This is a genomic window from Paenibacillus enshidis (genome assembly GCF_042136365.1).
Classification (GTDB): Bacteria; Bacillota; Bacilli; order Paenibacillales; family Paenibacillaceae; genus Paenibacillus; species Paenibacillus enshidis.
Map to the genome: position 1 here is coordinate 40804 of NZ_JBHHMI010000022.1, position 23523 is coordinate 64326.

Sequence of the window (23523 nt, forward strand, 5' to 3'; positions counted from 1 at the left end):
AAACGTGTGGGACAAAAGGTAAATCCCGTCGGACTCCGAATCGGTATTATCCGTGATTGGGAATCCAAATGGTACGCAGGCAAAGATTTCGGTGATCTTCTGCTGGAAGACGTAAAAATTCGTGAACACCTGAAAAATAAATTGAAAGACTCCGCTGTATCCCGTATCGAGATCGAAAGAGCAGCGAACCGCATCAACGTAACAATCCACACTGCGAAGCCAGGCATGGTTATCGGTAAGGGTGGTTCTGAAGTTGAAAATCTGCGTGGTGAAATTACCAAGATCGCAGGCGGTAAAAAAGTTCACATTAACATTTCTGAAATTAAAAACCCTGAGCTGGACGCAATTCTGGTTGCCGAGAGCATCGCACAACAGCTGGAACGCCGTGTTTCCTTCCGTCGTGCTTTGAAACAAGCGATCCAAAGAACGATGCGTGCCGGAGCAAAAGGGATTAAAACTCAAGTGGGCGGCCGTCTTGGCGGTGCTGAGATCGCTCGTTCGGAAGGCTACAGTGAAGGAACTGTTCCACTGCACACGCTTCGTGCCGACATTGATTATGGTACAGCTGAAGCTCATACTACTTATGGCCGTATCGGCGTAAAAGTATGGATCTATCGTGGAGAGGTTCTTCCTACGGCTAAGAAACAAGCTGCTCAGGAAGGAGGCAACTAATCATGTTGGTACCAAAACGTGTCAAACACCGCAAGCAGCAACGCGGTCACATGAAAGGCCGTGCTAAAGGCGGAACAACATTGAACTTTGGTGAATACGGTTTGCAAGCTCTGGAACCATCATGGATCACAAACCGTCAAATCGAATCCGCCCGTATCGCGATGACTCGTTACATCAAACGTGGCGGTAAAGTTTGGATTAAAATTTTCCCTGACAAACCGATTACACAAAAGCCTCTTGAAGTGCGGATGGGTAGCGGTAAAGGTAATGTGGAAAAGTGGGTTGCAGTTGTGAAGCCTGGTAAGATCATGTTTGAGCTTGCAGGTGTGCCTGAAGAGGTTGCTCGTGAAGCTATGCGTCTTGCCGCTCACAAACTGCCAATCAAAACTAAGTTTGTGAAACGTGAAGAATTGGGTGGTGAAGTAAATGAAGGCTAATGAATTTCGTAACCTAACCACTGCTGAACTTGAGCAAAAAATTTCCGGGTTTAAAGAAGAACTCTTTAACCTCCGCTTTCAACTCGCTACCGGTCAGCTCGACAATCCTGTCCGCATCCGTGATGTGCGCAAGGATATTGCTCGTGCAAAAACCGTGATTCGTGAAAGAGAACTTGGAATTAGCTAAGATCACAGCTTGATCCATATTCCGTATGTATTCAGGAAGGAGGCCCACAATGAGCGAACGTAATGCCCGTAGAGTGCAAGTTGGCAAAGTAGTTAGCGACAAAATGAACAAAACGATTGTGGTTGCTGTAGAAACCTACAAGAAGCATGATCTGTACCATAAACGCATCAAGTACACTAAAAAGTTCAAAGCTCATGATGAGAACAACACTGCGCAAATCGGTGATACTGTTAAAATCATGGAAACTCGCCCTCTGTCCAAGGATAAAAACTGGAGACTGGTCGAGATCGTTGAAAAAGCAGTAATCATCTAATGAACCTGCAGTTTTGCCGAAAGGAGGAAATCTAAATGATTCAACCATTTACACGTTTGGCTGTGGCTGACAACTCCGGTGCGAAGGAATTGATGTGTATCCGCGTACTTGGTGGTACGGGACGTCGTACGGCTCAAATCGGTGATCTGATCGTTTGTTCCGTAAAACAAGCAACACCAGGCGGCGTTGTCAAAAAGGGTGACGTTGTTAAAGCGGTTGTGGTTCGTACGAAGCGTTCCACTCGCCGTAAGGACGGGTCTTACATCGGATTTGACGAAAACGCAGCTGTTGTTGTTAAAGAAGATAAAAGCCCGCGTGGAACACGTATTTTCGGACCGGTTGCTCGTGAACTTCGCGATAAAGACTTCATGAAAATCGTTTCCTTGGCACCGGAAGTTATCTAAATAACAGATTCTGCGGAATTTCGAATAGAGCGAGTTCTTAGCCCCTTGTTATGAAGAAAGCAATAGGAGGTGTACGAAATGCCAAAAGTGAAAAAGGTCCTGGAATCCCACAACAACAAGCTTCACGTCAAAAAAGACGATACGGTTATGGTGATTACCGGTAAGGATAAAGGTAAGAAAGGTCGCGTTATCGCTGCTTATCCTCGTCAAAACCGCGTGCTCGTGGAAGGTGTGAATATGATCAAAAAACACCAAAAGCCTAACCAGCAAAATCCACAAGGCGGTATTATCGAGCAGGAAGCTCCGATCCACGTGTCCAACGTTATGCACATCGATCCTAAGAGCGGAAAAGTAACCCGTATCGGTTACAAAGTGCTGGAGAACGGTAAGAAAGTGCGTATTGCAAAACGTTCCGGTGAACAAATCGATAAATAAGACTGTTGCAAGAAAGGAGGCCTATAATTTATGGCAGCAAGATTGAAAGAACGTTACCAGAATGAAATTACTCCTGCTTTGATGCAGAAGTTCAACTATACAACGGTTATGCAGGTTCCAAAAATCGAGAAAGTCGTAATCAACATGGGAGTTGGCGACGCTGTTCAAAACTCCAAAGTGCTTGATTCGGCTGTCAACGACATGCAACTGATCGCCGGTCAAAAACCGGTTATCACACGTGCGAAGAAATCGATCGCCGGTTTCAAACTGCGTGAGAACATGCCGATCGGGGTTAAAGTAACACTGCGCGGTGAGCGTATGTACTACTTCCTGGATAAACTGTTCAACATCACGCTTCCGCGTGTACGTGACTTCCGTGGTGTATCCAGCAAAGCCTTTGACGGCCGTGGCAACTATACACTGGGTCTGAAAGAACAGCTGATCTTCCCTGAGATCGAGTATGATAAAGTTGATAAAGTGCGCGGTATGGACATCGTTATCGTAACGACTGCCAAAACCGACGAAGAGTCCCGTGAGCTGTTGGCTCAATTGGGAATGCCTTTTGTAAAATAATGTCGGCTTAACGTAGTGGGTTTATGATAACCCAATTCTCCGAAAATATTTAGGAGGTGTCAGGCTAAGTGGCAAAAACTTCGATGAAAGTTAAACAACAACGCACGCCGAAGTTCAAAGTTCGTGCGTACACTCGCTGCGAGCGTTGCGGTCGTCCACATTCGGTGCTGCAAAAATTCAAGATCTGCAGAATTTGCTTCCGTGAATTAGCTTATAAAGGCCAGATTCCTGGCGTGAAAAAAGCAAGCTGGTAAAAAGTCCTGTACGGGAAGGAGGTTTACACACAATGACTATGTCTGATCCAATTGCAGATATGCTTACTCGTATTCGTAACGCGAACACAGTTCGTCACGAAACAGTAGAAATGCCTGCTTCGACAATGAAAAAGCAAATCGCCGATATCCTGAAACGTGAAGGTTTTATCCGGGATGCGGAGTTTATTGAAGATAACAAACAAGGGATTATCCGTGTTTTCCTGAAATACGGTGCCAACAATGAGCGTGTCATCACTGGTCTGAAAAGAATCAGTAAGCCAGGTCTTCGCGTGTACACGAAGAGCAACGAAGTTCCTCGCGTACTCGGCGGTCTGGGCATCGCGATTATTTCGACTTCCAAAGGTGTAATGACTGATAAAGAAGCACGTCAGTCCAAAGCCGGCGGCGAGGTTGTTTGCTACGTTTGGTAATACCACGTTAACAAGATAGGAGGTGCAACATATGTCCCGTATTGGTCGCAAGCCAATCGCAGTACCAAGTGGTGTGGATATCACACTGAACAACACAGTAATCACGGTTAAAGGCCCAAAAGGAACTTTGACACGCGAGCTTCATAAAGACATGAAGGTCACTGTGGAGAACAATGAAATTAATGTTGTTCGTCCTTCGGACAACAAACTTCACCGTTCCCTTCACGGAACAACCCGCTCCGTTGTCAACAACATGGTGAGTGGTGTAACGGAAGGTTTTGCAAAATCTCTGGAGCTGGTTGGGGTCGGATATCGTGCAAGCAAATCCGGAGATAAAGTCGTTTTGAACGTCGGATACTCCCATCCGGTAGAAATCGCTCCGGAACCTGGCATTGAATTCGAAGTTCCTTCGAATACAAAAATCATCGTTCGCGGTATCGATAAAGAGCGTGTAGGCGCATATGCTGCTAAAATTCGTTCCGTTCGCGAGCCTGAGCCATACAAAGGCAAAGGAATCAAGTATGAAGGTGAACGCATTATTCGTAAAGAAGGTAAAGCCGGTAAGAAGAAATAATGTTCTTGCCGCCTTTGCGCGGTCTTTCCTCCGGAGAGACAGTGTGTTTCTTTTTTACCCAGTGCGTCTTGAGATAAAGCTGTAAAGGCAAACTGAAGGGAGTGAAACGAGAAAATGATTACGAAACAGGATAAAAACAAAGCGCGTGTAAGAAGACATCTGCGTGTTCGTAAAAAAATCACCGGAACAGCAGCACGTCCTCGTTTGAACGTGTTCCGTTCCTCCAAACATATCTATGCTCAACTGATCGATGACGTGGCAGGTGTAACCCTTGCTGCAGCTTCGACATTGGACAAAGAACTGAGCGGAGAGATCCAAAACGGCGGCAGCGTTGAATCCGCACGTAAAGTCGGAGAACTGGTTGCTAAGCGTGCAAAAGAAAAAGGTGTTTCCGAGATCGTATTCGATCGCGGAGGTTACTTGTATCATGGCCGTATTCAAGCGTTGGCTGAAGCTGCGCGTGAAGCAGGACTTGAGTTTTAAGACATTTTTCAAAAGGAGGTTAACGACTTGCGTGTAGATCCTAACACTTTGGAACTGACTGAAAGAGTTGTAAATATTAATCGTGTTGCTAAAGTTGTAAAAGGCGGACGCCGTTTCAGTTTCAGCGCATTGGTTGTTGTCGGCGACGGCAATGGCTGGGTTGGTGCCGGAATTGGTAAAGCTGGCGAAGTACCTGATGCGATTCGCAAAGGTATTGAAGATGCCAAGAAAAATCTGATTCATGTTCCGCTCGTAGGAACAACCGTCCCTCATCAGATCACAGGTAAGTTCGGAGCAGGCCGTGTGCTGTTGAAACCTGCATCCGAAGGTACTGGCGTTATCGCCGGCGGTCCGGTTCGTGCCGTATTGGAACTGGCTGGCGTAGGCGACATTTTGACAAAATCTCTGGGTTCTTCGAATTCCATGAACATGGTCAATGCGACTTTGGAAGGTTTGTCCCGCTTGAAGCGCGCTGAAGACGTTGCGAAATTGCGCGGTAAAACTGTCGAAGAGCTGCGCGGCTAAGGAGGAAATGGCATGAGCAAACTGCAAATTACTCTCGTTCGTTCATTGATCGGCCGTCCAGGTACACAGAGAACGACTGTAAACACGCTTGGTCTACGCAAGATCAACCAAACAGTGGTTCACAACGACAATCCTGCGATCCGTGGGATGATCAATCAAGTCAGCCATCTGGTTTCTGTTAAAGAAATCGAGGCTTAAGTTATAGATTTCCAACAAAAACAAGGAGGTGCAACGAACGATGAAGTTACATGAACTTTCGTCCGCTCCAGGCTCCCGCAAAGAACGCAAACGCGTTGGTCGCGGTACAAGTAGCGGTACAGGTAAAACATCAGGTCGCGGTCACAAAGGTCAAAACGCTCGTTCCGGCGGTGGTGTTCGTCCTGGCTTCGAAGGTGGTCAAAACCCACTGTATCGTCGCTTGCCTAAGCGCGGTTTCGTAAATCCGACTCGTAAAGAGTATGCAGTTGTGAATATCGAAGATCTGAACAGTTTTGCAGAAGGTACTGAAGTGACTCCTGAATTCCTGATGGAAAACGGTATTGTGAAAAACGCTAAATCCGGCATCAAGATTCTGGGTAACGGCGAAGTCACTGTAAAGCTGTCTGTCAAAGCGAACAAGTTCTCTCAATCTGCGGTAGAGAAAATCGAAGCTGCCGGCGGTAAAACCGAGGTGATCTAATGTTCAATACCCTGAAGAATATATGGCGGGTTGAAGATCTTCGCACTCGCATCCTCTTCACACTGATGATCCTGATTGTGTTCCGTATTGGCTCCTTCATTCCGGTTCCGGGAGTAAATAAGGATGTCTTTACGGCAACCGATCAGGCAGGAAGCGAATTGTTCGGTCTTCTGAACACCTTCTCCGGGGGTGCATTGTATCAGTTCTCGGTCTTTGCCCTCGGTATTGTGCCGTATATCACGGCATCTATTATCGTGCAGCTCCTTTCAATGGACGTCATTCCGAAACTGGCGGAATGGGCTAAACAAGGGGAGCATGGCAAAAAGAAGTTGGCACAGATAACCCGTTATGGTACGGTTATACTGGCTCTGATTCAGGCATTTGGTACTTCAATCGGCTTTAATCGTCTGTATAACGCAGAAATGATTCCAGGGGCAACCATTGCGGATTTTATTGTGATTGCGATTGTACTGACGGCCGGTACTACGTTCCTGATGTGGCTTGGTGAGCAGATCACCGAGAAGGGAATCGGAAACGGTATTTCCATTATCATCTTTGCGGGCATCGCTGCCGGCATTCCGAGACATATCCGAACGATCGCTGAATCCCAGTTCATTCAGGCGGATCAGCTCTTCCTGAATATTCTGAAAGCAATTATCATTGCTTTGGTCATTCTTTTGGTCGTCGTCGGAGTTATCTTTATCCAACAAGGGATTCGGAAAATTCCGGTGCAATATGCGAAAAGGGTAGTCGGCAACAAAATGTACGGCGGCCAAAACACGCATATTCCGATGAAGATCAATGCAGCGGGCGTTATTCCGGTGATCTTTGCAGTGTCATTGTTGCAGTTTCCGATCATTATTGCAAGCTTCTGGGCAGATATGCAATGGGCTAAGTGGGTAACCAACCACCTGTACTATGACAAGCCGCTCGGTATGGTTTTGTACATTGTGATGATTATCGGCTTTACTTTCTTCTATACATTTGTACAGATGAATCCGCAGCAAATGGCAGACAACATGAAGAAGAACGGCGGTTATATTCCGGGCATCCGTCCAGGGAAAGCAACGGAGACGTACCTGACTCGCGTCATGTCGCGTTTGACGATGACAGGAGCATTGTTCCTGGCTGTCATCTCCGTGTTGCCGGTATTCTTGGGGGCACTTTCGGGTCTGCCTCGTTCGGTGCAAATCGGCGGTACTTCACTGCTCATCATCATCGGTGTGGCATTGGATACCATGAAGCAGATCGAAAGCCAATTGATTAAACGCCATTACAAAGGCTTCATCAATAAATAGGCGATAGGTTCCGGGACAGGTCATTTGCTTGTCAACGGCACCTATTGTGCTGTTTCTTGTGTAGGGGTCGTCTTGAGGGAGTGACAGGTTGTGAACATTCTTATCATGGGCCCTCCCGGGGCTGGAAAAGGAACACAAGCGGGTGTCATCGTAAATGAGTTCGGCATCCCTCACATTTCAACCGGAGACGCTTTTCGTCTGGCCATGAAGCTTGGAACTCCAATCGGAGTGAAAGCGAAGGAGTACATCGAACGCGGTGAACTCGTTCCGGATGATGTTACGATTGGCATTGTCGAAGAAAGGCTCCAACAGCCAGACTGCGAGAAAGGATTCTTGCTGGACGGATTTCCAAGAACTCTGGCCCAGGCTGAAGCGTTGGACGAAATTCTTGGTCGGCTGAGCACCAAACTCGATCATGTCGTTGATTTGAAAGTAGACCGTGACCGTTTAATGGCGCGGATTACCGGACGGCGTATTTGCAAAACCTGCGGAGCGACCTATCACATGATATTTAATCCGCCCAAGGTTGAAGGCATTTGCGATAAAGACGGCGGCGAGCTGTACCAGCGCTCTGACGACAACGAAGAGAGCGTAGGAAAACGGCTTGACGAGTACAGTAACAAAACAGCACCACTCCTCACGTTTTATGAGAATAAAGGTCTTCTGCGTCAAATAGACGGGGAGCAGGATATCGATGCAGTCTCCACTGATATCGTATCCTTGCTGCGGGGTTAACTGTAATGATCATTTGCAAGTCCGAAACGGAATTGAGCTTTATGAGGGAAGCCGGGCGGATCGTTGCGGATTGTCATCGCCTACTGGCCGAACATATTGAGCCTGGCATAACTACAGGGGAACTCGATCATATGGCTGATCAGTACATTCGCAGTCAAGGAGCTGTGCCGTCTTTTAAAGGTTATAATGGTTTTCCTGCCAGTATTTGCGCTTCAGTCAACGAACAACTGGTTCACGGATTTCCCGGCAGCCGCACATTAAACGAAGGTGATATCGTTACGTTTGACATTGGCGCACAGTACCGGGGGTACCATGGGGATTCCGCTTGGACGTATCCAGTCGGCAGCATCTCATCAGATGCAAGGCGGTTATTGGATGTGACGGAAGGGGCCCTGATGGCGGGACTGGCACTTGTCAAACCGGATGTTCGCTTGTTTACTATATCGCATGCGATACAGAAATATATTGAGGATGCTGGTTTTTCGGTAGTGAGGGAATATGTCGGACACGGTATAGGAGCCAAGCTGCATGAGAAACCGCAGATTCCAAACTACGGGATTGCTGATCGGGGACCGAGACTGAAACCCGGCATGGTGCTGGCGATTGAACCGATGGTTAACGCCGGAGCCCGCCATGTAAGGACGCTGGAAGACAACTGGACGGTCGTGACGGTGGACGGGTCATTGTGTGCCCATTTCGAGCATACAGTGGCAGTAACCCCGGACGGCATGGAAATTTTCACTACACTGAATTCGTAGGTGATATTGATGAAAGATCAAGGCAGCCTGCAAATAGGTCAGCTTGTGAAAATCCTGAAAGGCAGAGATGCCGGCCAGGCAGCGGTCGTCGTTTCCATTGCGGACAGCAGGTTTGTATATATTGCGGACGGGGACAAACGGAAGTTTGACCAGGCCAAGAAGAAGAATATTCTTCACCTGGAGCCCCAGCCGATGATCAGCAGCGAGGTAGTAAACAGTTTGAATGAAAGTGGCCGGGTTACCAACGGCAAGCTGCGTTTTGCGGTGAACCGTTTTCTGGAATCTGCCGAATTTCACGCTGAAGAGAAAGGAGACTAATTTTGGCCAAGGAAGATGTCATTGAAGTGGAAGGTACGGTGATTGAGCCGCTTCCGAACGCGACGTTCAAAGTGGAGCTTGAGAACGGTCACCAGATTCTTGCTCACGTATCCGGAAAGCTGCGCATGCATTTTATCCGCATTCTGACAGGCGACAAAGTGGTCGTACAGTTATCACCTTACGATTTAACCAAAGGTCGTATAACTTACCGTAAATAAATTGTGTTTGATCTCATTGGGAGATCAGCACTATCTGAATCAACAGGTTATGTTCCGCAAAACTCTTTAAGAAGACTTACGATACGAGCTGTGCCGGTGGCAGAGCTTGGAGGAGGGAATGAACATGAAGGTAAGACCTTCTGTAAAACCCATTTGCGAAAAGTGCAAAGTCATTCGCCGCAAAGGGAATGTAATGGTTATTTGCGAAAATCCGAAGCACAAACAAAAACAAGGTTAATAGAAGGGGGTGTAGCGTAAAATGGCTCGTATAGCTGGTGTGGATTTGCCACGTGACAAACGCGTTGAGATCGCCTTGACTTACATTTTCGGAATCGGTAAAACGACTTCCCAAAAAGTTCTGAAAGAAACAGGCATCAATCCGGACACTCGTGTTCGTGACTTGACGGAAGATGAAGTGAGCAAATTACGTGAAACGATCGATAAAGCGGTTAAAGTGGAAGGCGACCTGCGTCGTGAAATTTCCTTGAATATTAAACGTCTGACTGAGATCGGCTGCTACCGCGGTATTCGTCACCGTCGTGGTTTGCCTGTTCGTGGTCAACGTACAAAAACGAATGCCCGTACACGTAAAGGACCTCGTCGTACTGTAGCAAATAAAAAGAAATAAGAAGGGAGGATAACATTCAATGGCTAAACCGAAAAAAGTCGTACGTACAAAACGTCGTGACCGTAAAAATATCGAATCCGGCGTGGCACACATCCGTTCCACGTTCAATAACACGATCGTTACCATCACGGATCCGCACGGTAACGCAATCTCTTGGGCCAGCTCCGGCGGTCTGGGATTCCGCGGTTCCCGTAAATCCACTCCGTTCGCAGCGCAAATGGCTGCTGAAACAGCTGCCAAGGCTGCAATGGAGCACGGCATGAAAACTGTTGAAGTTATGGTTAAAGGACCAGGCGCAGGCCGTGAAGCAGCTATCCGTTCGCTGCAAGCTGCAGGTCTCGAAGTTAACCTGATTAAAGACGTGACTCCGGTTCCTCATAACGGATGCCGTCCTCCAAAACGCCGTCGTGTCTAATGAGATTTTCCCTCAGCGTGTAGTATAAAACCGGCGCATTCTGCCAAGAATGGTTGTTTAGGCATACTGCATGGTAAAGTTTGGATAAGGTGAATGTTTCATTATGGGAGCGACGTTTTGAAGGAGGGATATTGCAGTGATTGAAATCGAAAAGCCGAAAATTGAGACGGTTGACGTCAATGATAATGGCACCTACGGGAAATTCGTGGTAGAACCTTTGGAACGCGGATATGGTACGACGCTGGGCAACTCGCTTCGCCGTATTTTGCTCTCCTCCCTGCCGGGTGCGGCAGTCACATCAGTACAGATTGATGGGGTTTTACACGAATTTGCAACGGTTCCTGGCGTAATGGAAGACGTAACGGAGATCATTCTTAACCTGAAAGCTTTGTCGCTCAAGATCCACTCCGATGAAGAGAAAGTGCTCGAAATCGACGCGGAAGGCGAAGGAGCCGTAACGGCAGGGGATATTCGTGCGGACAGCGATGTTGAAATTCTGAATCCGGATCTTCATATCGCTACGCTTGGACCAGGTTCGAGACTTCACATGCGTATTTTCGCCAATCGCGGACGCGGCTATGTTAAGCAAGATCGTAACAAGCGTGAGGATCAGCCAATTGGCGTAATCCCTGTCGATTCCATCTACACTCCGATTTCCCGCGTAAACTACGGTGTGGAAAATACGCGTGTAGGCCAAGTGACCAACTATGACAAGCTGACACTGGAAGTATGGACCGACGGAAGCATTCGGCCTGAAGAGGCTGTCAGTCTTGGGGCTAAAATCCTGACTGAGCATTTGATGCTGTTTGTTGGTTTGACCGACGAAGCCAAAGATGCTGAGATCATGGTTGAAAAAGAGGAAGACAAGAAAGAAAAAGTTCTGGAAATGACGATTGAAGAGCTGGATCTCTCCGTCCGTTCCTATAACTGCCTCAAGCGCGCTGGTATCAATACAGTACAGGAGCTTACCACGAAATCGGAAGAAGATATGATGAAGGTCCGCAACTTGGGCCGCAAGTCTTTGGAAGAGGTTCAAGAGAAGCTCGAGGAACTTGGTTTAGGACTCCGTACGGAAGAGTAGGACAGCAACGTTTGTAAGAAGGAGGGGAAAAACATGGCATATCAAAAACTGGGCCGCAACTCCAGTGCCCGTAAAGCTTTGTTCCGTGACATGGTAACTGACTTGTTCTTGTACGAGCGTATCCAGACTACGGAAGCGAAAGCTAAAGAAGTTCGTTCTATTGCTGAAAAACTGATCACCAAAGCAAAACAGGGAGATCTGCATGCACGCCGTCAGGTAGCTGCATACGTTCGCCGTGAAACTTTGGATGGTGAGCAGGACGCAATTCAAAAACTGTTTAGCGAACTGGCTACTCGTTATGCCGAGCGTCCAGGTGGATACACTCGTATCCTGAAGCTGGGACCTCGTCGTGGCGACGCCGCTCCAATGGTTTACCTGGAACTGGTTGACCGCGCGTAAGCAGGTATGGATGAGGAAAGGGTGGGCAGAGTCGGTTGATTCTGAGCAGCCCTTTTTTCTCTGTAGGGGAAGCTCTGTGTGGGCTTCTCCTTTTATATGTTTTTCGATCCCCCTAAATCCCCCTTAGCCAAGGGGGACCCCAGCGGGGTCTGCGACCCCCTGGACCCCCGCAAATTTTGGTGTATGGCGGGAATATGGCGGGATACAGGGCTTTTGGTGTAGGAGCGGCTCTCTCCTGAATCACTACCCCATGGGCAGCGATTCAGGAGAGCCTTTCATGCGAGCGGGGCGGAGCGACTGGCCTGCTGTGGGCCAGCGCTCCGCGGGAATTGCGAAGCGACCGGCCTACTTCGGGCCAGCGCTTCGCTATGACGGCGAAACGACTGATCCTCATATCGGATCAGCGTTTCGCAATATGTGGAGGCATAGCTGACGAAGCAACGGCTCGTAAAGATCAACAGCAAGCTTTCGGAGAGCTTGCTGATTTAAATGCTAAGGTGTGTTAGGAACATGCGGAATATTTGCATGAGAGTGAACTATGACGGAACCGGCTATCACGGCTTTCAGACACAGCCGGATGGCAATACGATCCAGGATCATATAGAAAGTGCCATCTACTCCTTAACGGGAGAGAAGGTCAAACTCACGGCCTCAGGCCGCACGGACGCGGGAGTGCATGCTTACGGTCAGGTCTTTAATTTTATGACCGAATCACCTATTCCGATCCACCGCTGGTGTCTGGCGCTGAACGCCTGGCTGCCGGAGGATATTATTCTTACGGATGCGAAAGAGGTTCCGCTGTCGTTTCATGCACGCCACATGGCCAAACGGAAGACGTACCGTTATAGTATTAATGCTAACCGTTTTCCGGATATTTTTCATCGCCGCACGCAGTTTCATCACCCTACGCGTCTGGATATTGAAGCGATGCGCAAGGCGCTGCAACTGATGGTCGGCACCTATGACTATACCTCGTTTGCGTCCACTCAGTCACAGAAACTCAATCATGTACGGACCGTTTATGAGGCCTATATAACAGTCGATTATTCCTTTTCACGTCCTGGCTCGGATGATCAAGGAATCATCCATACGTATGTGACCGGCAGCGGCTTTCTTCAGCATATGGTTCGGATTATGGTCGGAACGCTGATGGACGTGGGCGAAGGTAAAAAGTCGCCTGAGGATATTCCTGCCATTCTGGAGGCCAAGGATCGCATCAAAGCGGGGCCTACGGCTGTCGCGTACGGGCTGATGCTGTGGAATGTGGAATATGATGAAAACGTCCAAAAAACTTGAGTTTTTTGCTTGCGGAATGTATAGAAATCATGTAACATATAAGTTGTGTTTTCTTAATGGCTTTCCCACAGCCCCAGTTAAGATTTACACCTTATAGCAACATCTATCCATCACAAATGCAATGACTTAATGAACGAAGATAAATGAGACTTTTGAAAAAAGATGAATTTCATAATTGTGAGCGATCTGAAGGAGGAAACTTTCCATGCGTACTACGTATATGGCTAAGCCAAGTGAAGTTGAGCGCAAATGGCATATTATTGATGCTGAAGGCAAAACGCTTGGTCGTCTGGCCAGTGAAGCGGCTGCGTTGATCCGCGGCAAACACAAGCCTGAATTTACTCCACATGTGGACGGCGGCGATTTCGTTGTTGTCATCAATGCGGAGAAAATCGTTCTGACAGGCAAAAAGATGGAGAACAAAAAATACTATCGTCACTCCCTGCATCCAGGTGGTCTGAAAGTAACGACCGCTCAAGATATGGTGAAAAACAAGCCTGAACGTATGCTGGAGCTGGCTGTTCACGGTATGCTTCCGAAAACTCGCATGGGCGAGAAAATGAAGCTGAGACTGAAAGCTTACAAAGGCACTGAGCATCCACATGCAGCACAAAAACCTGAAGTTTACGAACTTCGCGGTTAATTAAAAGGAGGGCAGTTTCATGGCACAAGTACAATACTATGGGACAGGTCGTCGTAAACATTCGGTGGCTCGTGTTCGTCTCGTACCGGGTGAAGGACGCATTGTCATTAACAAACGTGATATCAATGAATATTTCGGTGTGGAAACACTGAAAATGATCGTAAAGCAACCGTTGAACCTGACTGAAACAGCTGGAAACTATGACGTCATCGTTATCGCTCATGGCGGCGGTATTTCTGGTCAAGCCGGCGCAATCCGTCATGGGATCTCCCGCGCTCTGCTCAAAGCAGACCCAGAGTTCCGTCCAGCTCTGAAAAAAGCTGGCTTCCTGACTCGTGACCCACGGATGAAAGAACGTAAAAAATACGGTCTCAAAGCCGCTCGTCGTGCGCCTCAGTTCTCGAAACGTTAATATTCCTTGTATTTCAAGGATCACCAAGCCCTTGGCCTTTTGGCCAGGGGCTTTTTGGCAGGCCCAAATAAAAAAGAGCTCCCTGTGAGTTCATGCAAAGGAGCAGTGAACTGCGCAGGAAGCTGAGTTTCAAGGCTTTACATTTCATATGTACGAAATATTAAACAGGTAAAGGCATAACAGCTTTTACCCTCCGGTAGGCTGGCTCCCAAATTAAACGATCAATAGCCTGACGGACGTCATTCGGACGCACACGGGCGACGTTATCATTAATCGCCGCCTGAGCTACGGCCTCCGCAACAGCAAGCGACACTTCGCGCAGCTGGCTGATATTAGGCAGCAGGGCTGCCCCAGGCTGGGACAGATCCACCATGCGCGCAACGGCTTCTGCAGCGGCCGTAAACATTCCGCTTGTAATCACGCGGGCTTTCACGGCGATCGCACCCAGGCCCAGACCCGGGAAAACAAACGCATTGTTCGATTGGCCGATTTCATAAGTTGTTCCATTATAAGCGACAGGCTCAAAAGGGCTGCCTGTAGCAATCAACGCTTTGCCGTCCGTCCAACGGATCAGTTCTTCAGGAATCGCCTCGGCAAGCAGTGTAGGATTGGACATCGGCATAATAATTGGACGCTCGACATGTTTGGCCATTTCCCTGACCACTTCCTCGGAAAAAGCACCGGCAGAACCGGACGTTCCGATCAGCATCGTCGGTTTAACCTGACGAATGACTTCAAGCAGTGTTATTGTACCATCTGGGCTGCGGTTCCATTCATGGACTTCAGATGCTTTACGGACATATGGCTTCTGAAAACCGAGCACATGCTCCGTTTCATCCGTTAATAAACCGCGATAGTCGTAGGCCCAGAAGCAGCCTCGCGCTTCTTGCTCCGACAGGCCGCTCCGCATCATGGCGTCAAGAATTTGATCGGCATTGCCTATGCCGGCTGCCCCGGGACCGAAGACAACGATCCGCTGCTCGGCCAGAGGGACCTGGGTTACTTTAAGGGCAGATATGACCGCGGCAAGTGTCACGGCTCCGGTTCCCTGAATATCATCATTAAATGTAAGCATTTGAGTCCCGTATTTTTCAATAATATTGCGGGCATTTACATTGCCAAAATCCTCCCAGTGAAGCAGAGCGTCTGGATAAAGCTCAAGCGCTATTTGAACGAAAGAATCTATGAACTGATGATATTGCTCCCCACGCACCCGATGATGACGGTTTCCGATATAAAGAGGGTCAGCCAACAGCTTCTCATTATTCGTCCCCACATCAAGCACTACCGGAAGAACCCGTCCGGGATGAATTCCCGCAGCTGCGGTATATACGGCCAGCTTGCCGATGGCGATATTAATGCCCCCGACTCCCCAGTCCCCTATGCCGAGAATGCTCTCAGAATCGGTAACGACGATCAGATCCACATCATCAGAGCTCAAGCCAGTATTGCAGAAGGCCTCTTTAATGCCTTTTGGGTTATCTATTGATAAATAGACGCCACCAGGCCGATGATACTCATGGCTGTATTCCTGGATGGCCTGTCCTACCGTTGGTGTATACACAACAGGCAGCATTTCGCTCAGATGATCGGTTAGCAGCCTGTAATATAAAACGACATTTCGGTTATACAAATCATTCAGTGAGGCGTTGCGGCGCAGCATGGTTGGTTGGGCAAGAAACTGCCTGTAGGCGCGATCCGCCTGTTCATCAAGCGTCAGCACCGTAGGAGGCAAAACCCCCTCGAGCCCCAATTCGCGCCGTTCTTCATGCGAAAAAGCAACTCCTTTATTCAGCAGGGGATTGGCCAGCACATCCTTGCCTTTTAGCGGGGTTGAAAGAGAACCGTCTTCGTTAACATAAAATGCTTCCACTACAAAACCTTCTTTCCTTTACTCCATAACATGTATTTAAATACCTGGTACGTCTGAAATGCGTTCTTATTCTAAGAAATCGCTTTGTAAAGGTCAAATGAATAAAATTCCAACTGCTGTATTAACTATAGCGGATTTTTCTGAAAAACCTTGATATATTCACGTTTTTTCGGTCAGGAAATCATTGTAATCAACCTTTTTTATCTTCATGATAAAAACCCTATATTACCAAAGTTAAATCTCTGATTTGGCAGCATAATTCACTTTTTTCCACATTGACATTTAGATAGAAAGTTTTATACTGAATTTATAATTCTTATTTGTTTAGTTGGGATTGAAAAGGAGGCGTTTTCCACCGTGAACTTATTGGAGAAGGAACAATTAATTCAAGTGAAAGCGGAAGAGCTTGAGCATGCCAGCCCGGAAGAAGTAATTCGTTACGCCGTTGAGACCTTTCCGAATATTACCTTTGCCTGCAGCTTCGGCGCAGAGGATGTCGTGCTGGTTGATATGCTGCAAAAGATAAGTCCCTCCACGGATGTGTTTTATTTAGATACCGATTTTCATTTCAAGGAAACCTACGAGACACGAGATCAGATGATGGATAAATATCAAATGGAATTTGTGCGGGTATCTCCGCAACTGACCCCTGAGGAGCAGGCGACACAGCACGGGGAGGAACTGTGGAAGTCTGATCCTAATACTTGCTGCAATATCCGCAAGGTTGAACCGTTGACACGCATTCTGTCCCAATATGAAGCATGGATTACAGGCATTCGCCGTGATCAGGCCCCAACCCGTGCCAATGCGAAAAAAATCGAATATGACGTAAAATTCGGCCTCGTCAAATTCAATCCGCTGGCTGACTGGACTTCAGAGGATGTGTGGAATTATATCCGAACCAACAATGTCACTTATAATCCCCTGCATGACCAGAACTATCCGAGCATCGGATGCGAGCATTGCACACGTCCTGTTGCTCCAGGGGAAGATCCTCGCGCAGGCCGCTGGTCAGGTAACGATAAAACCGAATGCGGGCTGCATAAATAATTCGTAGAAGGAGAGATCATGATATGACCGCAATACTTCCGCACGGGGGGACTCTGATTAACCGACTGGCAGAGGGTGAAGAACGGGAGGCTCTTCTGCAAAAGGCGAAGCAGCTCCCCGCAATCCGTGTTAACGCCTGGACAATCTCCGATCTGGACCTCATTGGGGTAGGGGCCTTTTCCCCTCTAACCGGGTTTATGAATGAGCAAGATTACCGTTCCGTTGTGGAACGAATGCGTCTGGCAGACGGCACGGTATGGAGCATACCAATTACACTTGCAGTAGATGAGGCGACAGCGGCGTCTTTCACTGTTGGTGAACAGGCGGCGCTGGTCGGAGAAGAAGACGGGATCATCTACGGAATTTTGGACGTAACCAGCTTATACCAGGTCGATCAGGGGGAAGAAGCACGACGGGTCTTTAAAACCGATGATCCTGAGCACCCTGGAGTAAAGAAGCTGTTTGAGCGCCCTTCCACCTACGTGGGCGGACCTGTACACGTATTGAACAGACCGCAGCCGGCCAAGTTCGGTGAATTCTATTTTGACCCTGCCGACACTCGCCGCCGCTTTGCCGAGCAGGGCTGGAAGACTGTTGTGGGCTTTCAGACACGCAATCCTGTTCACCGTGCGCATGAGTATATTCAGAAGAGCGCCATGGAAATTGTAGATGCGCTATTTCTGAATCCGCTCGTCGGTGAGACGAAGTCGGATGACGTACCAGCCGATGTACGCATGAATAGTTATTTGGCTCTGCTGGAGCATTATTATCCCGCCAATCGCACCTTCCTGGGCGTGTTTCCGGCAGCGATGCGTTATGCAGGTCCGCGCGAGGCGATTTTCCATGCGATGGTTCGTAAAAACTATGGCTGCACCCACTTTATTGTCGGACGGGATCATGCAGGTGTGGGAGATTACTACGGCACCTATGAGGCTCAGGAGATTTTTAGCAACTTTACGGCTGAGGAACTGGGCATTACCCCATTGTTCTTTGAGCACAGCTTCTTCTGTAAAAAATGCGGTAACATGGCCTCCAGCAAAACATGTCCACATTTGCCAGAAGAACACCTGACCTTGTCAGGCACGAAGGTGCGCGGATTGCTGCGCGACGGCGTCTGCCCGCCGCCGGAATTTACGAGACCGGAGGTAGCGCAAATTCTCATTGAAGGCATGTCTCAGCAAATTAGCTCTTGATGTACTATTTGTCCGCCTTGTCCCATATAGATCAATAGTATCTGTATGGGAACGGAGGCGTTTTTTTGTGCTCAAATATCGAAACTGCAACATTACCTTATGGATTCGCTACCGTACGCTAAAAAGATGGCTGCTCAGTTTATGCTTGCTGCTTCTTTTCATGACCCTGACCGTATCGGATATCCCTGCGACGACAACCTGGAACTATTGGAGCCTGCCTCTGGCCGGGAAGGTTATTGTACTGGATGCCGGCCACGGCGGTCCGGATGGGGGAGCTGTGAGCAAGGAGGGGGTCATCGAGAAGGATATCAATCTTGCGATCACACTCTACCTTCGAGACTATTTGCAGCAGGCCGGAGCGGTGGTCAAGCTGACCCGCGAGGATGATCGGGACCTTGCGGATGAGTCCACTCAGGGATATTCCAGGCGTAAAACCGAGGACCTCAAGCAGCGTGTGCGCCTGATTGAGGAATATAATGCAGACCTCTTTCTCAGCATCCATATGAACAGTGTTCCGTCGAGCAGATGGAGCGGCGCCCAAACCTTTTATTACCCAAGCCATGCGGACAACGCTTCATTGGCGGCCCTGATACAGGATGAAATCCGCCGCAATATGGAGAATACGGACCGGGTTGCCAAGACAGTAGACACCGTCTATCTCCTGCAGGCGCTTAAGATGCCTTCAGCCCTCGTGGAGATTGGCTTCCTGTCGCATCCGGGGGAAGCACGGCTGCTGGCGAATGAGGCGTACCAGCGTCAAATATCCGCGGCGGTCTATAAAGGGATTCTGCGTTACAGCTCCGGTGAGCGCGTCACTCTGCCAGCAGGCAAGTAGCGGGGGATAATGCTATAATGAGGTCAGCGCAGGCAGAAGTGCATTTCAATTATTCGAAGCAGGGGTGATCTCGTTAATGCTGGCTAGAGAACAGGTCTTGGAGGCGCTTCAGCGTATACAGGAGCCGAGCAGCGGCGCAAGCTTGACGGAATTGGAGTTTATACGCGATATTGTCGTCCGTGACAATCAAGTCTCTTTGACCGTCGTATTGGTAACGGACAACGAAGAGATCAGAAGCAAGCTGGACCAGGAGATCAGGGGAGCTCTGGACCATGCCGGGGCTTCAAATATTCATATACGGTTTCGTGAGGCCTCGGAGCATGAACGGGCGCTGGCAGGAGAGAAACCGGATCAGAACGATCCTGTGCTTACGAAAGGACATGCAGCCGGGATGGAGGGGCATGAGCTGCTTGATCCGCAGTCAGGCGTTCGCTTCATTGCGATCGCTAGCGGTAAGGGCGGTGTAGGCAAATCTACGGTAACCGTCAACCTTGCTGCGGCACTGGCCCGCAACGGAAAACGTGTGGCCATTATTGATGCGGATATCTACGGATTCAGTGTTCCTGACATGATGGGCATCGAAGAGTTTCCGGTTGTAGAGGATGGCGTCATTGAGCCGGTTGAACGTTTTGGCGTGAAAGTGATGTCCATGGGTTTCTTTGTCAGAGAGAATAACCCGGTCATTTGGCGTGGTCCGATGCTGGGGCGAATGCTGCGCCAGTTTTTCAGCGATGTGAATTGGGGACGGCCGGAATACATGCTGCTCGATTTGCCGCCTGGAACGGGTGATATTGCCCTGGACGTTCACCAGATGATTCCGCACAGCAAGGAAATTATCGTCACTACCCCGCATGCTACCGCTGCTTATGTCGCTGCCCGTGCTGGCGCCATGGCCTTGCAGACGAATCATGAGGTGCTGGGAGTGGTGGAGAATATGGCTTACTACCAGTCCGGAACAGGGGAAAAGGACTATGTGTTCGGAAGAGGAGGCGGTGCCCTGCTGGCAGAGACGCTGCATGTTCCTCTGCTTGCCCAAATTCCGCTCGGGGCTCCGGATAATCATCCGTCCGAGCCCGATTTTTCACCATCAGTCTATAAGGCGCATACCGAGCATGGACAACTGTATGATCAGATCGCAAAGCATGTAATCGGGCTTGAGAACAGCTGAATCATGCTGCTGCAAAAAAATAAAGGACAGAACCGGCTCGGCTGTCGGGCTGTCCTTTTCAGTATTATCCGCTTTCCCCGCCCTGGCCTGAGCTGTCGCCGCCTTGCTCTGCTTTTTGACCGTCGCCTCCGCCTTTTTTCTTTTCTTTTGGCTGAAGCTCCTCTTGGACTACCGTTTTCAAAAGATTCATCACCTCTAGACGGAAAAGGGGGTTTTGCATAGCCTCCTGCATGATGGTCATGGTTTGCTTGCGGTATTCGGGGGTTTTAGTCATATCAAGCATCATTGTGCTGACGTCGGGCGATTTAAGCATTTCCCGTACCGATTTCTGATAAGTCGGGTCCTTGATTAACTGCATGTGCAGCTCCTTGTTCTGCTTGTTTATGGTTTTGGCGAATTCTCCGGCGAATCTCGGATCGGTCATAATTTTCTCGAATTCCTTCTGGTACTCGGGTGAAGTCAGTGTGTCCTTGACCGCTGTCTTGATATCGCCGGAGGCTGATGAAGACATAAGCATTTTCATGCCCGTTGTACCACCCGATCCTCCCTCTGCAGAGCTCCCGCCTCCACCACTCATGGCTTCCTCGACCGCTTTTTTTCCTTCATCACTTTTAAGAATATCTACAACCATGGTTTTCATTTCTTTATAACTGGGCTGTGGAGGAGATGAATAATTTTCAGATCCGCAGCCCGACAATACGGCTCCGATGCAAAGTATTGCGCATATCAGTCGATAATGCGGCCATTTCATGAATCTATACCCTCCTTGTGAAGTGACTGTGCATAGTATGTGGTCGCTGGGGCTGAAATATGTTGCCGCCTTTTTGGAATATTGATGAGATGGAGTAAAATAATCTGTGTAAGCGAAAAGCAGCCGACTCGGTCGGCTGTTGGATGGCGTATTATGGAGTTTACATGCCTGCTGCGTCTTCAATGGCCTGCTGCAGCATCGCTTGATCCCTGACTTCTTTTCCCTGTTGTGTGCCTTGCTGCAGCAGCTCCGATACCGTTACGAACTCGTAGCCTTGCTCGCGCAACTTGTCGATGATGACAGGCAGAGCCTCGTGAGTCTGCTGGGAAGAATCACTGGCATGAAGCAGCACGATGTCCCCCGGGTGGGCTCTGGATACAACGCGGTCAATGATTTTCTGGGTGCCTGGGTTCTTCCAGTCCAGGGAATCCGTGTCCCATTGAATCGTTGTATAGCCTAACTCGGTCGCAATCTGCAGCACTCTTTTATCAAAATCCCCGTTGGGCAGGCGAATGAGTTTGGGCTCCTTTCCGGTCAGGTCGGTTAACATCGTATGAGCTGTCGTAATTTGGCGGCGTATCTCTTCATCGCTGAGACTTGTATAGTTTTCATGTTTGTGTCCATGGCTCCCGATTTCATACCCGCTGTCCACAATTTGCTTTACAAGCTCCGGATGGGTTTTGCCCCAGGGCGAGGATAAGAAAAAGGTTGCTTTCTGCAGCTTCTTCTCCTTCAAGACCTCCAGAATGGGGGCCGTCCGTTTATCGCCCCAGCTAATGTCAAAGGTCAGGGCGATGACCTTTTTCTCAGTCGGTACACTGTATATAGCCGCCGGTGCTTCCTCTGAAAAGACACTGATATTGCTGCGTTCCACATATACGATGCCGATGGCAAAAACAGCAGCTGCGAAGCCGATAAGAAACCGTTTGATTTTTTTGCCGTTTAATACATAAAAGAAAGAATTCATGCACCTTGATCCCCTTTCCCGAAGAGTAGCTTGTTTACTTTACACTATGCATGGCCATCTTTTTTATGATTATAGATTGGAGGGATTGGCTTTGGGTTTCGGTACATTTTTGAGAATCTTGAATTCGATGAAGGGAGTTTTACTGTTCACTGTTATACTGTTTTGCGCGAGCATAGGCCTGGGCTGGATTAGTACGGGGGTTATTGAGCAGATTCTCAAACAGCAGATTGAGGGGCTTGGGCAGGTAGCGGGAAGACTGCAGGAGTCGGGTAATGCGCAGCTTAGTTTTTTCGTCTTTATCTTTTTCAATAATGCCATTAAGTGTGTCCTTGTGATGTTTCTTGGGGCTGCATTTGGCATCATTCCAGTTGTTTTTATTGTTATGAACGGTATGGTCATCGGTTTTCTGATGCACTGGATGGCTGCAAACTCTGCCGTAAATCTGTATGAACTGATTATCAAAGGTCTGCTGCCGCACGGTATTATCGAGCTTCCGGTATTATTGATTGCTTGCGCGTATGGCTTAAAGTTTGGCGGAATGGTCATGTCATCGATCCGCAGAGGAGTCAAGAGGGGAAGCAGCAGAGTGAAATCCGAAATGTCCTGGCCAGCCTTTATGAGGCAGACGTGGAATGTTGCACTTTGGGTCGTTATTCTCCTGTTCATCGCAGCCATTATAGAAAGCACGGTATCTTACAGCTTAATGAGAGGCTGAAAAGGCGGCATATATGCTGGGTCGAATGTAATGATGAGGGCTCGGCCCGGCTAAATTTAAAGAGATTAGTTTGAACTTTATTAAAATCCGTTTAAAAAACGGTAAACGATGGAACAACTATACAGACATAAGCCATGTAATAGATTGAAGGCGGAGGGCGTTACGGCATATAACCGATTTCACCAGGATACTTAAGAATATAACGACAAGGGAGCATGATCGCACATGATGGGTATGCTGTTTAACGAAAAAGAGTGCAAAGAACTTAACTATGTCCTTCGTCGGGAATTGGACGAGATGCTGCTGGATATGAGTGATAAAAGACTGGATCAGGATATTCGCAATGCGATTGCTTTGCGCTACAAAACTGTGTTTCGGATGTATGCCCGCCTCGCAGCTCCAAAAGAGTTGTCGAAATATGCTATCAGGGGCAAGATATCAGAGTAAATGCAATTTTCCGTTGACTTCCGCCGGCATTCTATGATAAATTGATTTTCGTTCTTCGAATGGCTGTTATCAATCCAAAAAAACTTTTTTGAAAAAAGTTCTTGCCAAAGAGAAGGATAAATGATATATTATAAAAGTCGCCGCTGAGATGCGGTGATGATGAAAAACAAGTGTTTGATCTTTGAAAACTGAACAACGAGTGAGTAGGTTTTACATCGTAAAACCGATCTGCGAAGCCATTTGGTTTGTGTCTATGACAGAATAAATGGCGGAGCGAAAAATGAGATATTAATCTCGTCAGATTCAAATGAGCTTAATCGCTTTTGCAATAGACTCACCCAATTTGATTCACTCAG

Annotated in this window: 37 protein-coding genes; 34 read left to right on the forward strand and 3 right to left on the reverse strand. The window is 48.4% G+C overall.

Annotated features, from left to right (window positions below; translation table 11 throughout):
- Window positions 1-6 precede the first annotated feature (6 nt).
- The 28 genes from rpsC to rpsI all read left to right on the forward strand — a co-directional run bounded on the left by rpsC (window position 7) and on the right by rpsI (window position 14168).
- Window positions 7-672: a 30S ribosomal protein S3 gene (gene rpsC / locus ACE41H_RS19525; RefSeq protein ID WP_355325532.1), complete on the forward strand. Its 666-nt coding sequence runs from the start codon at window positions 7-9 to the stop codon at window positions 670-672.
- Between the two features lie 2 nt (window positions 673-674).
- Window positions 675-1109 (forward strand): 50S ribosomal protein L16, encoded by a 435-nt coding sequence (gene rplP, locus ACE41H_RS19530; RefSeq protein ID WP_305753579.1) that lies wholly within the window; start codon window positions 675-677, stop codon window positions 1107-1109.
- The gene (rpmC, locus tag ACE41H_RS19535; protein WP_355325528.1) at window positions 1099-1296 is read left to right on the forward strand and encodes a 50S ribosomal protein L29; all 198 of its coding nucleotides are present in this window, start codon (window positions 1099-1101) and stop codon (window positions 1294-1296) included. Before rplP ends, rpmC begins: the two co-directional genes overlap by 11 nt.
- Before the next feature lie 49 nt (window positions 1297-1345).
- Window positions 1346-1609 (forward strand): 30S ribosomal protein S17, encoded by a 264-nt coding sequence (rpsQ, locus tag ACE41H_RS19540; RefSeq protein ID WP_375357246.1) that lies wholly within the window; start codon window positions 1346-1348, stop codon window positions 1607-1609.
- A 35-nt stretch (window positions 1610-1644) separates the two neighbouring features.
- Window positions 1645-2013 (forward strand): 50S ribosomal protein L14, encoded by a 369-nt coding sequence (gene rplN, locus ACE41H_RS19545; RefSeq protein WP_305753576.1) that lies wholly within the window; start codon window positions 1645-1647, stop codon window positions 2011-2013.
- 78 nt (window positions 2014-2091) lie between these two features.
- Window positions 2092-2448, forward strand: a complete 357-nt coding sequence (gene rplX, locus ACE41H_RS19550) for a 50S ribosomal protein L24 (RefSeq protein WP_375357247.1) — start codon at window positions 2092-2094, stop codon at window positions 2446-2448.
- Window positions 2449-2478: 30 nt separating this feature from the next.
- Window positions 2479-3021, forward strand: a complete 543-nt coding sequence (gene rplE, locus ACE41H_RS19555; protein ID WP_375357248.1) for a 50S ribosomal protein L5 — start codon at window positions 2479-2481, stop codon at window positions 3019-3021.
- Between the two features lie 68 nt (window positions 3022-3089).
- The gene (locus ACE41H_RS19560) at window positions 3090-3275 is read left to right on the forward strand and encodes a type Z 30S ribosomal protein S14 (protein WP_013312154.1); all 186 of its coding nucleotides are present in this window, start codon (window positions 3090-3092) and stop codon (window positions 3273-3275) included.
- A 32-nt stretch (window positions 3276-3307) separates the two neighbouring features.
- Window positions 3308-3706: a 30S ribosomal protein S8 gene (rpsH, locus tag ACE41H_RS19565; RefSeq protein ID WP_375357249.1), complete on the forward strand. Its 399-nt coding sequence runs from the start codon at window positions 3308-3310 to the stop codon at window positions 3704-3706.
- Between the two features lie 31 nt (window positions 3707-3737).
- Complete coding sequence (gene rplF / locus ACE41H_RS19570) at window positions 3738-4280, forward strand: 50S ribosomal protein L6 (protein WP_375357250.1); 543 nt, start codon at window positions 3738-3740, stop codon at window positions 4278-4280.
- Window positions 4281-4394: 114 nt separating this feature from the next.
- Window positions 4395-4763 carry a 50S ribosomal protein L18 gene (rplR, locus tag ACE41H_RS19575; RefSeq protein WP_375357251.1) on the forward strand — a complete coding sequence of 123 codons (369 nt, stop codon included), beginning with the start codon at window positions 4395-4397 and terminating at the stop codon, window positions 4761-4763.
- Between the two features lie 27 nt (window positions 4764-4790).
- Window positions 4791-5288, forward strand: coding sequence for a 30S ribosomal protein S5 (gene rpsE / locus ACE41H_RS19580; protein ID WP_375357252.1), 498 nt, complete (start codon window positions 4791-4793; stop codon window positions 5286-5288).
- 12 nt (window positions 5289-5300) lie between these two features.
- Window positions 5301-5486 (forward strand): 50S ribosomal protein L30, encoded by a 186-nt coding sequence (gene rpmD, locus ACE41H_RS19585; protein WP_375357253.1) that lies wholly within the window; start codon window positions 5301-5303, stop codon window positions 5484-5486.
- 40 nt (window positions 5487-5526) lie between these two features.
- Complete coding sequence (gene rplO, locus ACE41H_RS19590) at window positions 5527-5967, forward strand: 50S ribosomal protein L15 (RefSeq protein ID WP_375357254.1); 441 nt, start codon at window positions 5527-5529, stop codon at window positions 5965-5967.
- Window positions 5967-7265: a preprotein translocase subunit SecY gene (secY, locus tag ACE41H_RS19595; protein WP_375357255.1), complete on the forward strand. Its 1299-nt coding sequence runs from the start codon at window positions 5967-5969 to the stop codon at window positions 7263-7265. The genes rplO and secY overlap by 1 nt, the downstream gene beginning before the upstream one ends.
- Before the next feature lie 90 nt (window positions 7266-7355).
- On the forward strand, window positions 7356-8000 hold the full coding sequence (locus tag ACE41H_RS19600; RefSeq protein WP_375357256.1) for an adenylate kinase: 645 nt from the start codon (window positions 7356-7358) through the stop codon (window positions 7998-8000).
- 5 nt (window positions 8001-8005) lie between these two features.
- Window positions 8006-8758 (forward strand): type I methionyl aminopeptidase, encoded by a 753-nt coding sequence (map, locus tag ACE41H_RS19605; RefSeq protein ID WP_375357257.1) that lies wholly within the window; start codon window positions 8006-8008, stop codon window positions 8756-8758.
- 9 nt (window positions 8759-8767) lie between these two features.
- Window positions 8768-9076, forward strand: coding sequence for a hypothetical protein (locus tag ACE41H_RS19610; protein WP_375357258.1), 309 nt, complete (start codon window positions 8768-8770; stop codon window positions 9074-9076).
- A 2-nt stretch (window positions 9077-9078) separates the two neighbouring features.
- Window positions 9079-9294 (forward strand): translation initiation factor IF-1, encoded by a 216-nt coding sequence (infA, locus tag ACE41H_RS19615; RefSeq protein WP_006212898.1) that lies wholly within the window; start codon window positions 9079-9081, stop codon window positions 9292-9294.
- A gap of 124 nt (window positions 9295-9418) precedes the next feature.
- Window positions 9419-9532 (forward strand): 50S ribosomal protein L36, encoded by a 114-nt coding sequence (gene rpmJ, locus ACE41H_RS19620; RefSeq protein WP_003333770.1) that lies wholly within the window; start codon window positions 9419-9421, stop codon window positions 9530-9532.
- A 21-nt stretch (window positions 9533-9553) separates the two neighbouring features.
- Window positions 9554-9922, forward strand: a complete 369-nt coding sequence (rpsM, locus tag ACE41H_RS19625; protein ID WP_355325481.1) for a 30S ribosomal protein S13 — start codon at window positions 9554-9556, stop codon at window positions 9920-9922.
- Between the two features lie 19 nt (window positions 9923-9941).
- Complete coding sequence (gene rpsK / locus ACE41H_RS19630) at window positions 9942-10337, forward strand: 30S ribosomal protein S11 (RefSeq protein WP_076315711.1); 396 nt, start codon at window positions 9942-9944, stop codon at window positions 10335-10337.
- A gap of 136 nt (window positions 10338-10473) precedes the next feature.
- Window positions 10474-11418 (forward strand): DNA-directed RNA polymerase subunit alpha, encoded by a 945-nt coding sequence (locus ACE41H_RS19635; protein ID WP_305753563.1) that lies wholly within the window; start codon window positions 10474-10476, stop codon window positions 11416-11418.
- Between the two features lie 33 nt (window positions 11419-11451).
- Window positions 11452-11817 carry a 50S ribosomal protein L17 gene (rplQ, locus tag ACE41H_RS19640; protein ID WP_305753562.1) on the forward strand — a complete coding sequence of 122 codons (366 nt, stop codon included), beginning with the start codon at window positions 11452-11454 and terminating at the stop codon, window positions 11815-11817.
- 277 nt (window positions 11818-12094) lie between these two features.
- A complete protein-coding gene (locus ACE41H_RS19645) occupies window positions 12095-12250 on the forward strand; it encodes a hypothetical protein (protein WP_375357259.1) in 156 nt (51 codons plus the stop codon).
- 77 nt (window positions 12251-12327) lie between these two features.
- Window positions 12328-13113, forward strand: a complete 786-nt coding sequence (truA, locus tag ACE41H_RS19650; RefSeq protein ID WP_375357260.1) for a tRNA pseudouridine(38-40) synthase TruA — start codon at window positions 12328-12330, stop codon at window positions 13111-13113.
- A gap of 205 nt (window positions 13114-13318) precedes the next feature.
- Window positions 13319-13756 carry a 50S ribosomal protein L13 gene (gene rplM, locus ACE41H_RS19655; RefSeq protein ID WP_375357261.1) on the forward strand — a complete coding sequence of 146 codons (438 nt, stop codon included), beginning with the start codon at window positions 13319-13321 and terminating at the stop codon, window positions 13754-13756.
- A gap of 19 nt (window positions 13757-13775) precedes the next feature.
- A complete protein-coding gene (rpsI, locus tag ACE41H_RS19660) occupies window positions 13776-14168 on the forward strand; it encodes a 30S ribosomal protein S9 (protein WP_375357262.1) in 393 nt (130 codons plus the stop codon).
- Between the two features lie 160 nt (window positions 14169-14328).
- On the opposite strand, the gene ACE41H_RS19665 is transcribed toward rpsI, so the two are convergent.
- The gene (locus ACE41H_RS19665) at window positions 14329-16041 is read right to left on the reverse strand and encodes an NAD-dependent malic enzyme (RefSeq protein WP_375357263.1); all 1713 of its coding nucleotides are present in this window, start codon (window positions 16039-16041) and stop codon (window positions 14329-14331) included.
- A 357-nt stretch (window positions 16042-16398) separates the two neighbouring features.
- On the opposite strand from ACE41H_RS19665, the gene ACE41H_RS19670 reads away from it, so the two are divergent.
- The 4 genes from ACE41H_RS19670 to salA all read left to right on the forward strand — a co-directional run bounded on the left by ACE41H_RS19670 (window position 16399) and on the right by salA (window position 20287).
- Window positions 16399-17091: a phosphoadenylyl-sulfate reductase gene (locus tag ACE41H_RS19670; RefSeq protein WP_375357264.1), complete on the forward strand. Its 693-nt coding sequence runs from the start codon at window positions 16399-16401 to the stop codon at window positions 17089-17091.
- Window positions 17092-17114: 23 nt separating this feature from the next.
- Window positions 17115-18284: a sulfate adenylyltransferase gene (sat, locus tag ACE41H_RS19675; protein ID WP_375357265.1), complete on the forward strand. Its 1170-nt coding sequence runs from the start codon at window positions 17115-17117 to the stop codon at window positions 18282-18284.
- Between the two features lie 67 nt (window positions 18285-18351).
- On the forward strand, window positions 18352-19119 hold the full coding sequence (gene cwlD / locus ACE41H_RS19680; RefSeq protein WP_375357266.1) for an N-acetylmuramoyl-L-alanine amidase CwlD: 768 nt from the start codon (window positions 18352-18354) through the stop codon (window positions 19117-19119).
- A gap of 76 nt (window positions 19120-19195) precedes the next feature.
- Complete coding sequence (gene salA / locus ACE41H_RS19685) at window positions 19196-20287, forward strand: iron-sulfur carrier protein/transcriptional regulator SalA (RefSeq protein ID WP_375357267.1); 1092 nt, start codon at window positions 19196-19198, stop codon at window positions 20285-20287.
- A gap of 64 nt (window positions 20288-20351) precedes the next feature.
- On the opposite strand, the gene gerD is transcribed toward salA, so the two are convergent.
- Window positions 20352-21038, reverse strand: a complete 687-nt coding sequence (gene gerD / locus ACE41H_RS19690) for a spore germination lipoprotein GerD (protein ID WP_375357268.1) — start codon at window positions 21036-21038, stop codon at window positions 20352-20354.
- 160 nt (window positions 21039-21198) lie between these two features.
- The gene (pdaB, locus tag ACE41H_RS19695; protein ID WP_375357269.1) at window positions 21199-22005 is read right to left on the reverse strand and encodes a polysaccharide deacetylase family sporulation protein PdaB; all 807 of its coding nucleotides are present in this window, start codon (window positions 22003-22005) and stop codon (window positions 21199-21201) included.
- A gap of 127 nt (window positions 22006-22132) precedes the next feature.
- Between pdaB and ACE41H_RS19700 the strand changes: the two genes are divergently transcribed.
- On the forward strand, window positions 22133-22720 hold the full coding sequence (locus ACE41H_RS19700) for a stage II sporulation protein M (RefSeq protein WP_375357270.1): 588 nt from the start codon (window positions 22133-22135) through the stop codon (window positions 22718-22720).
- 225 nt (window positions 22721-22945) lie between these two features.
- Window positions 22946-23167, forward strand: coding sequence for a hypothetical protein (locus ACE41H_RS19705; protein ID WP_375357271.1), 222 nt, complete (start codon window positions 22946-22948; stop codon window positions 23165-23167).
- Window positions 23168-23523: the final 356 nt, after the last annotated feature.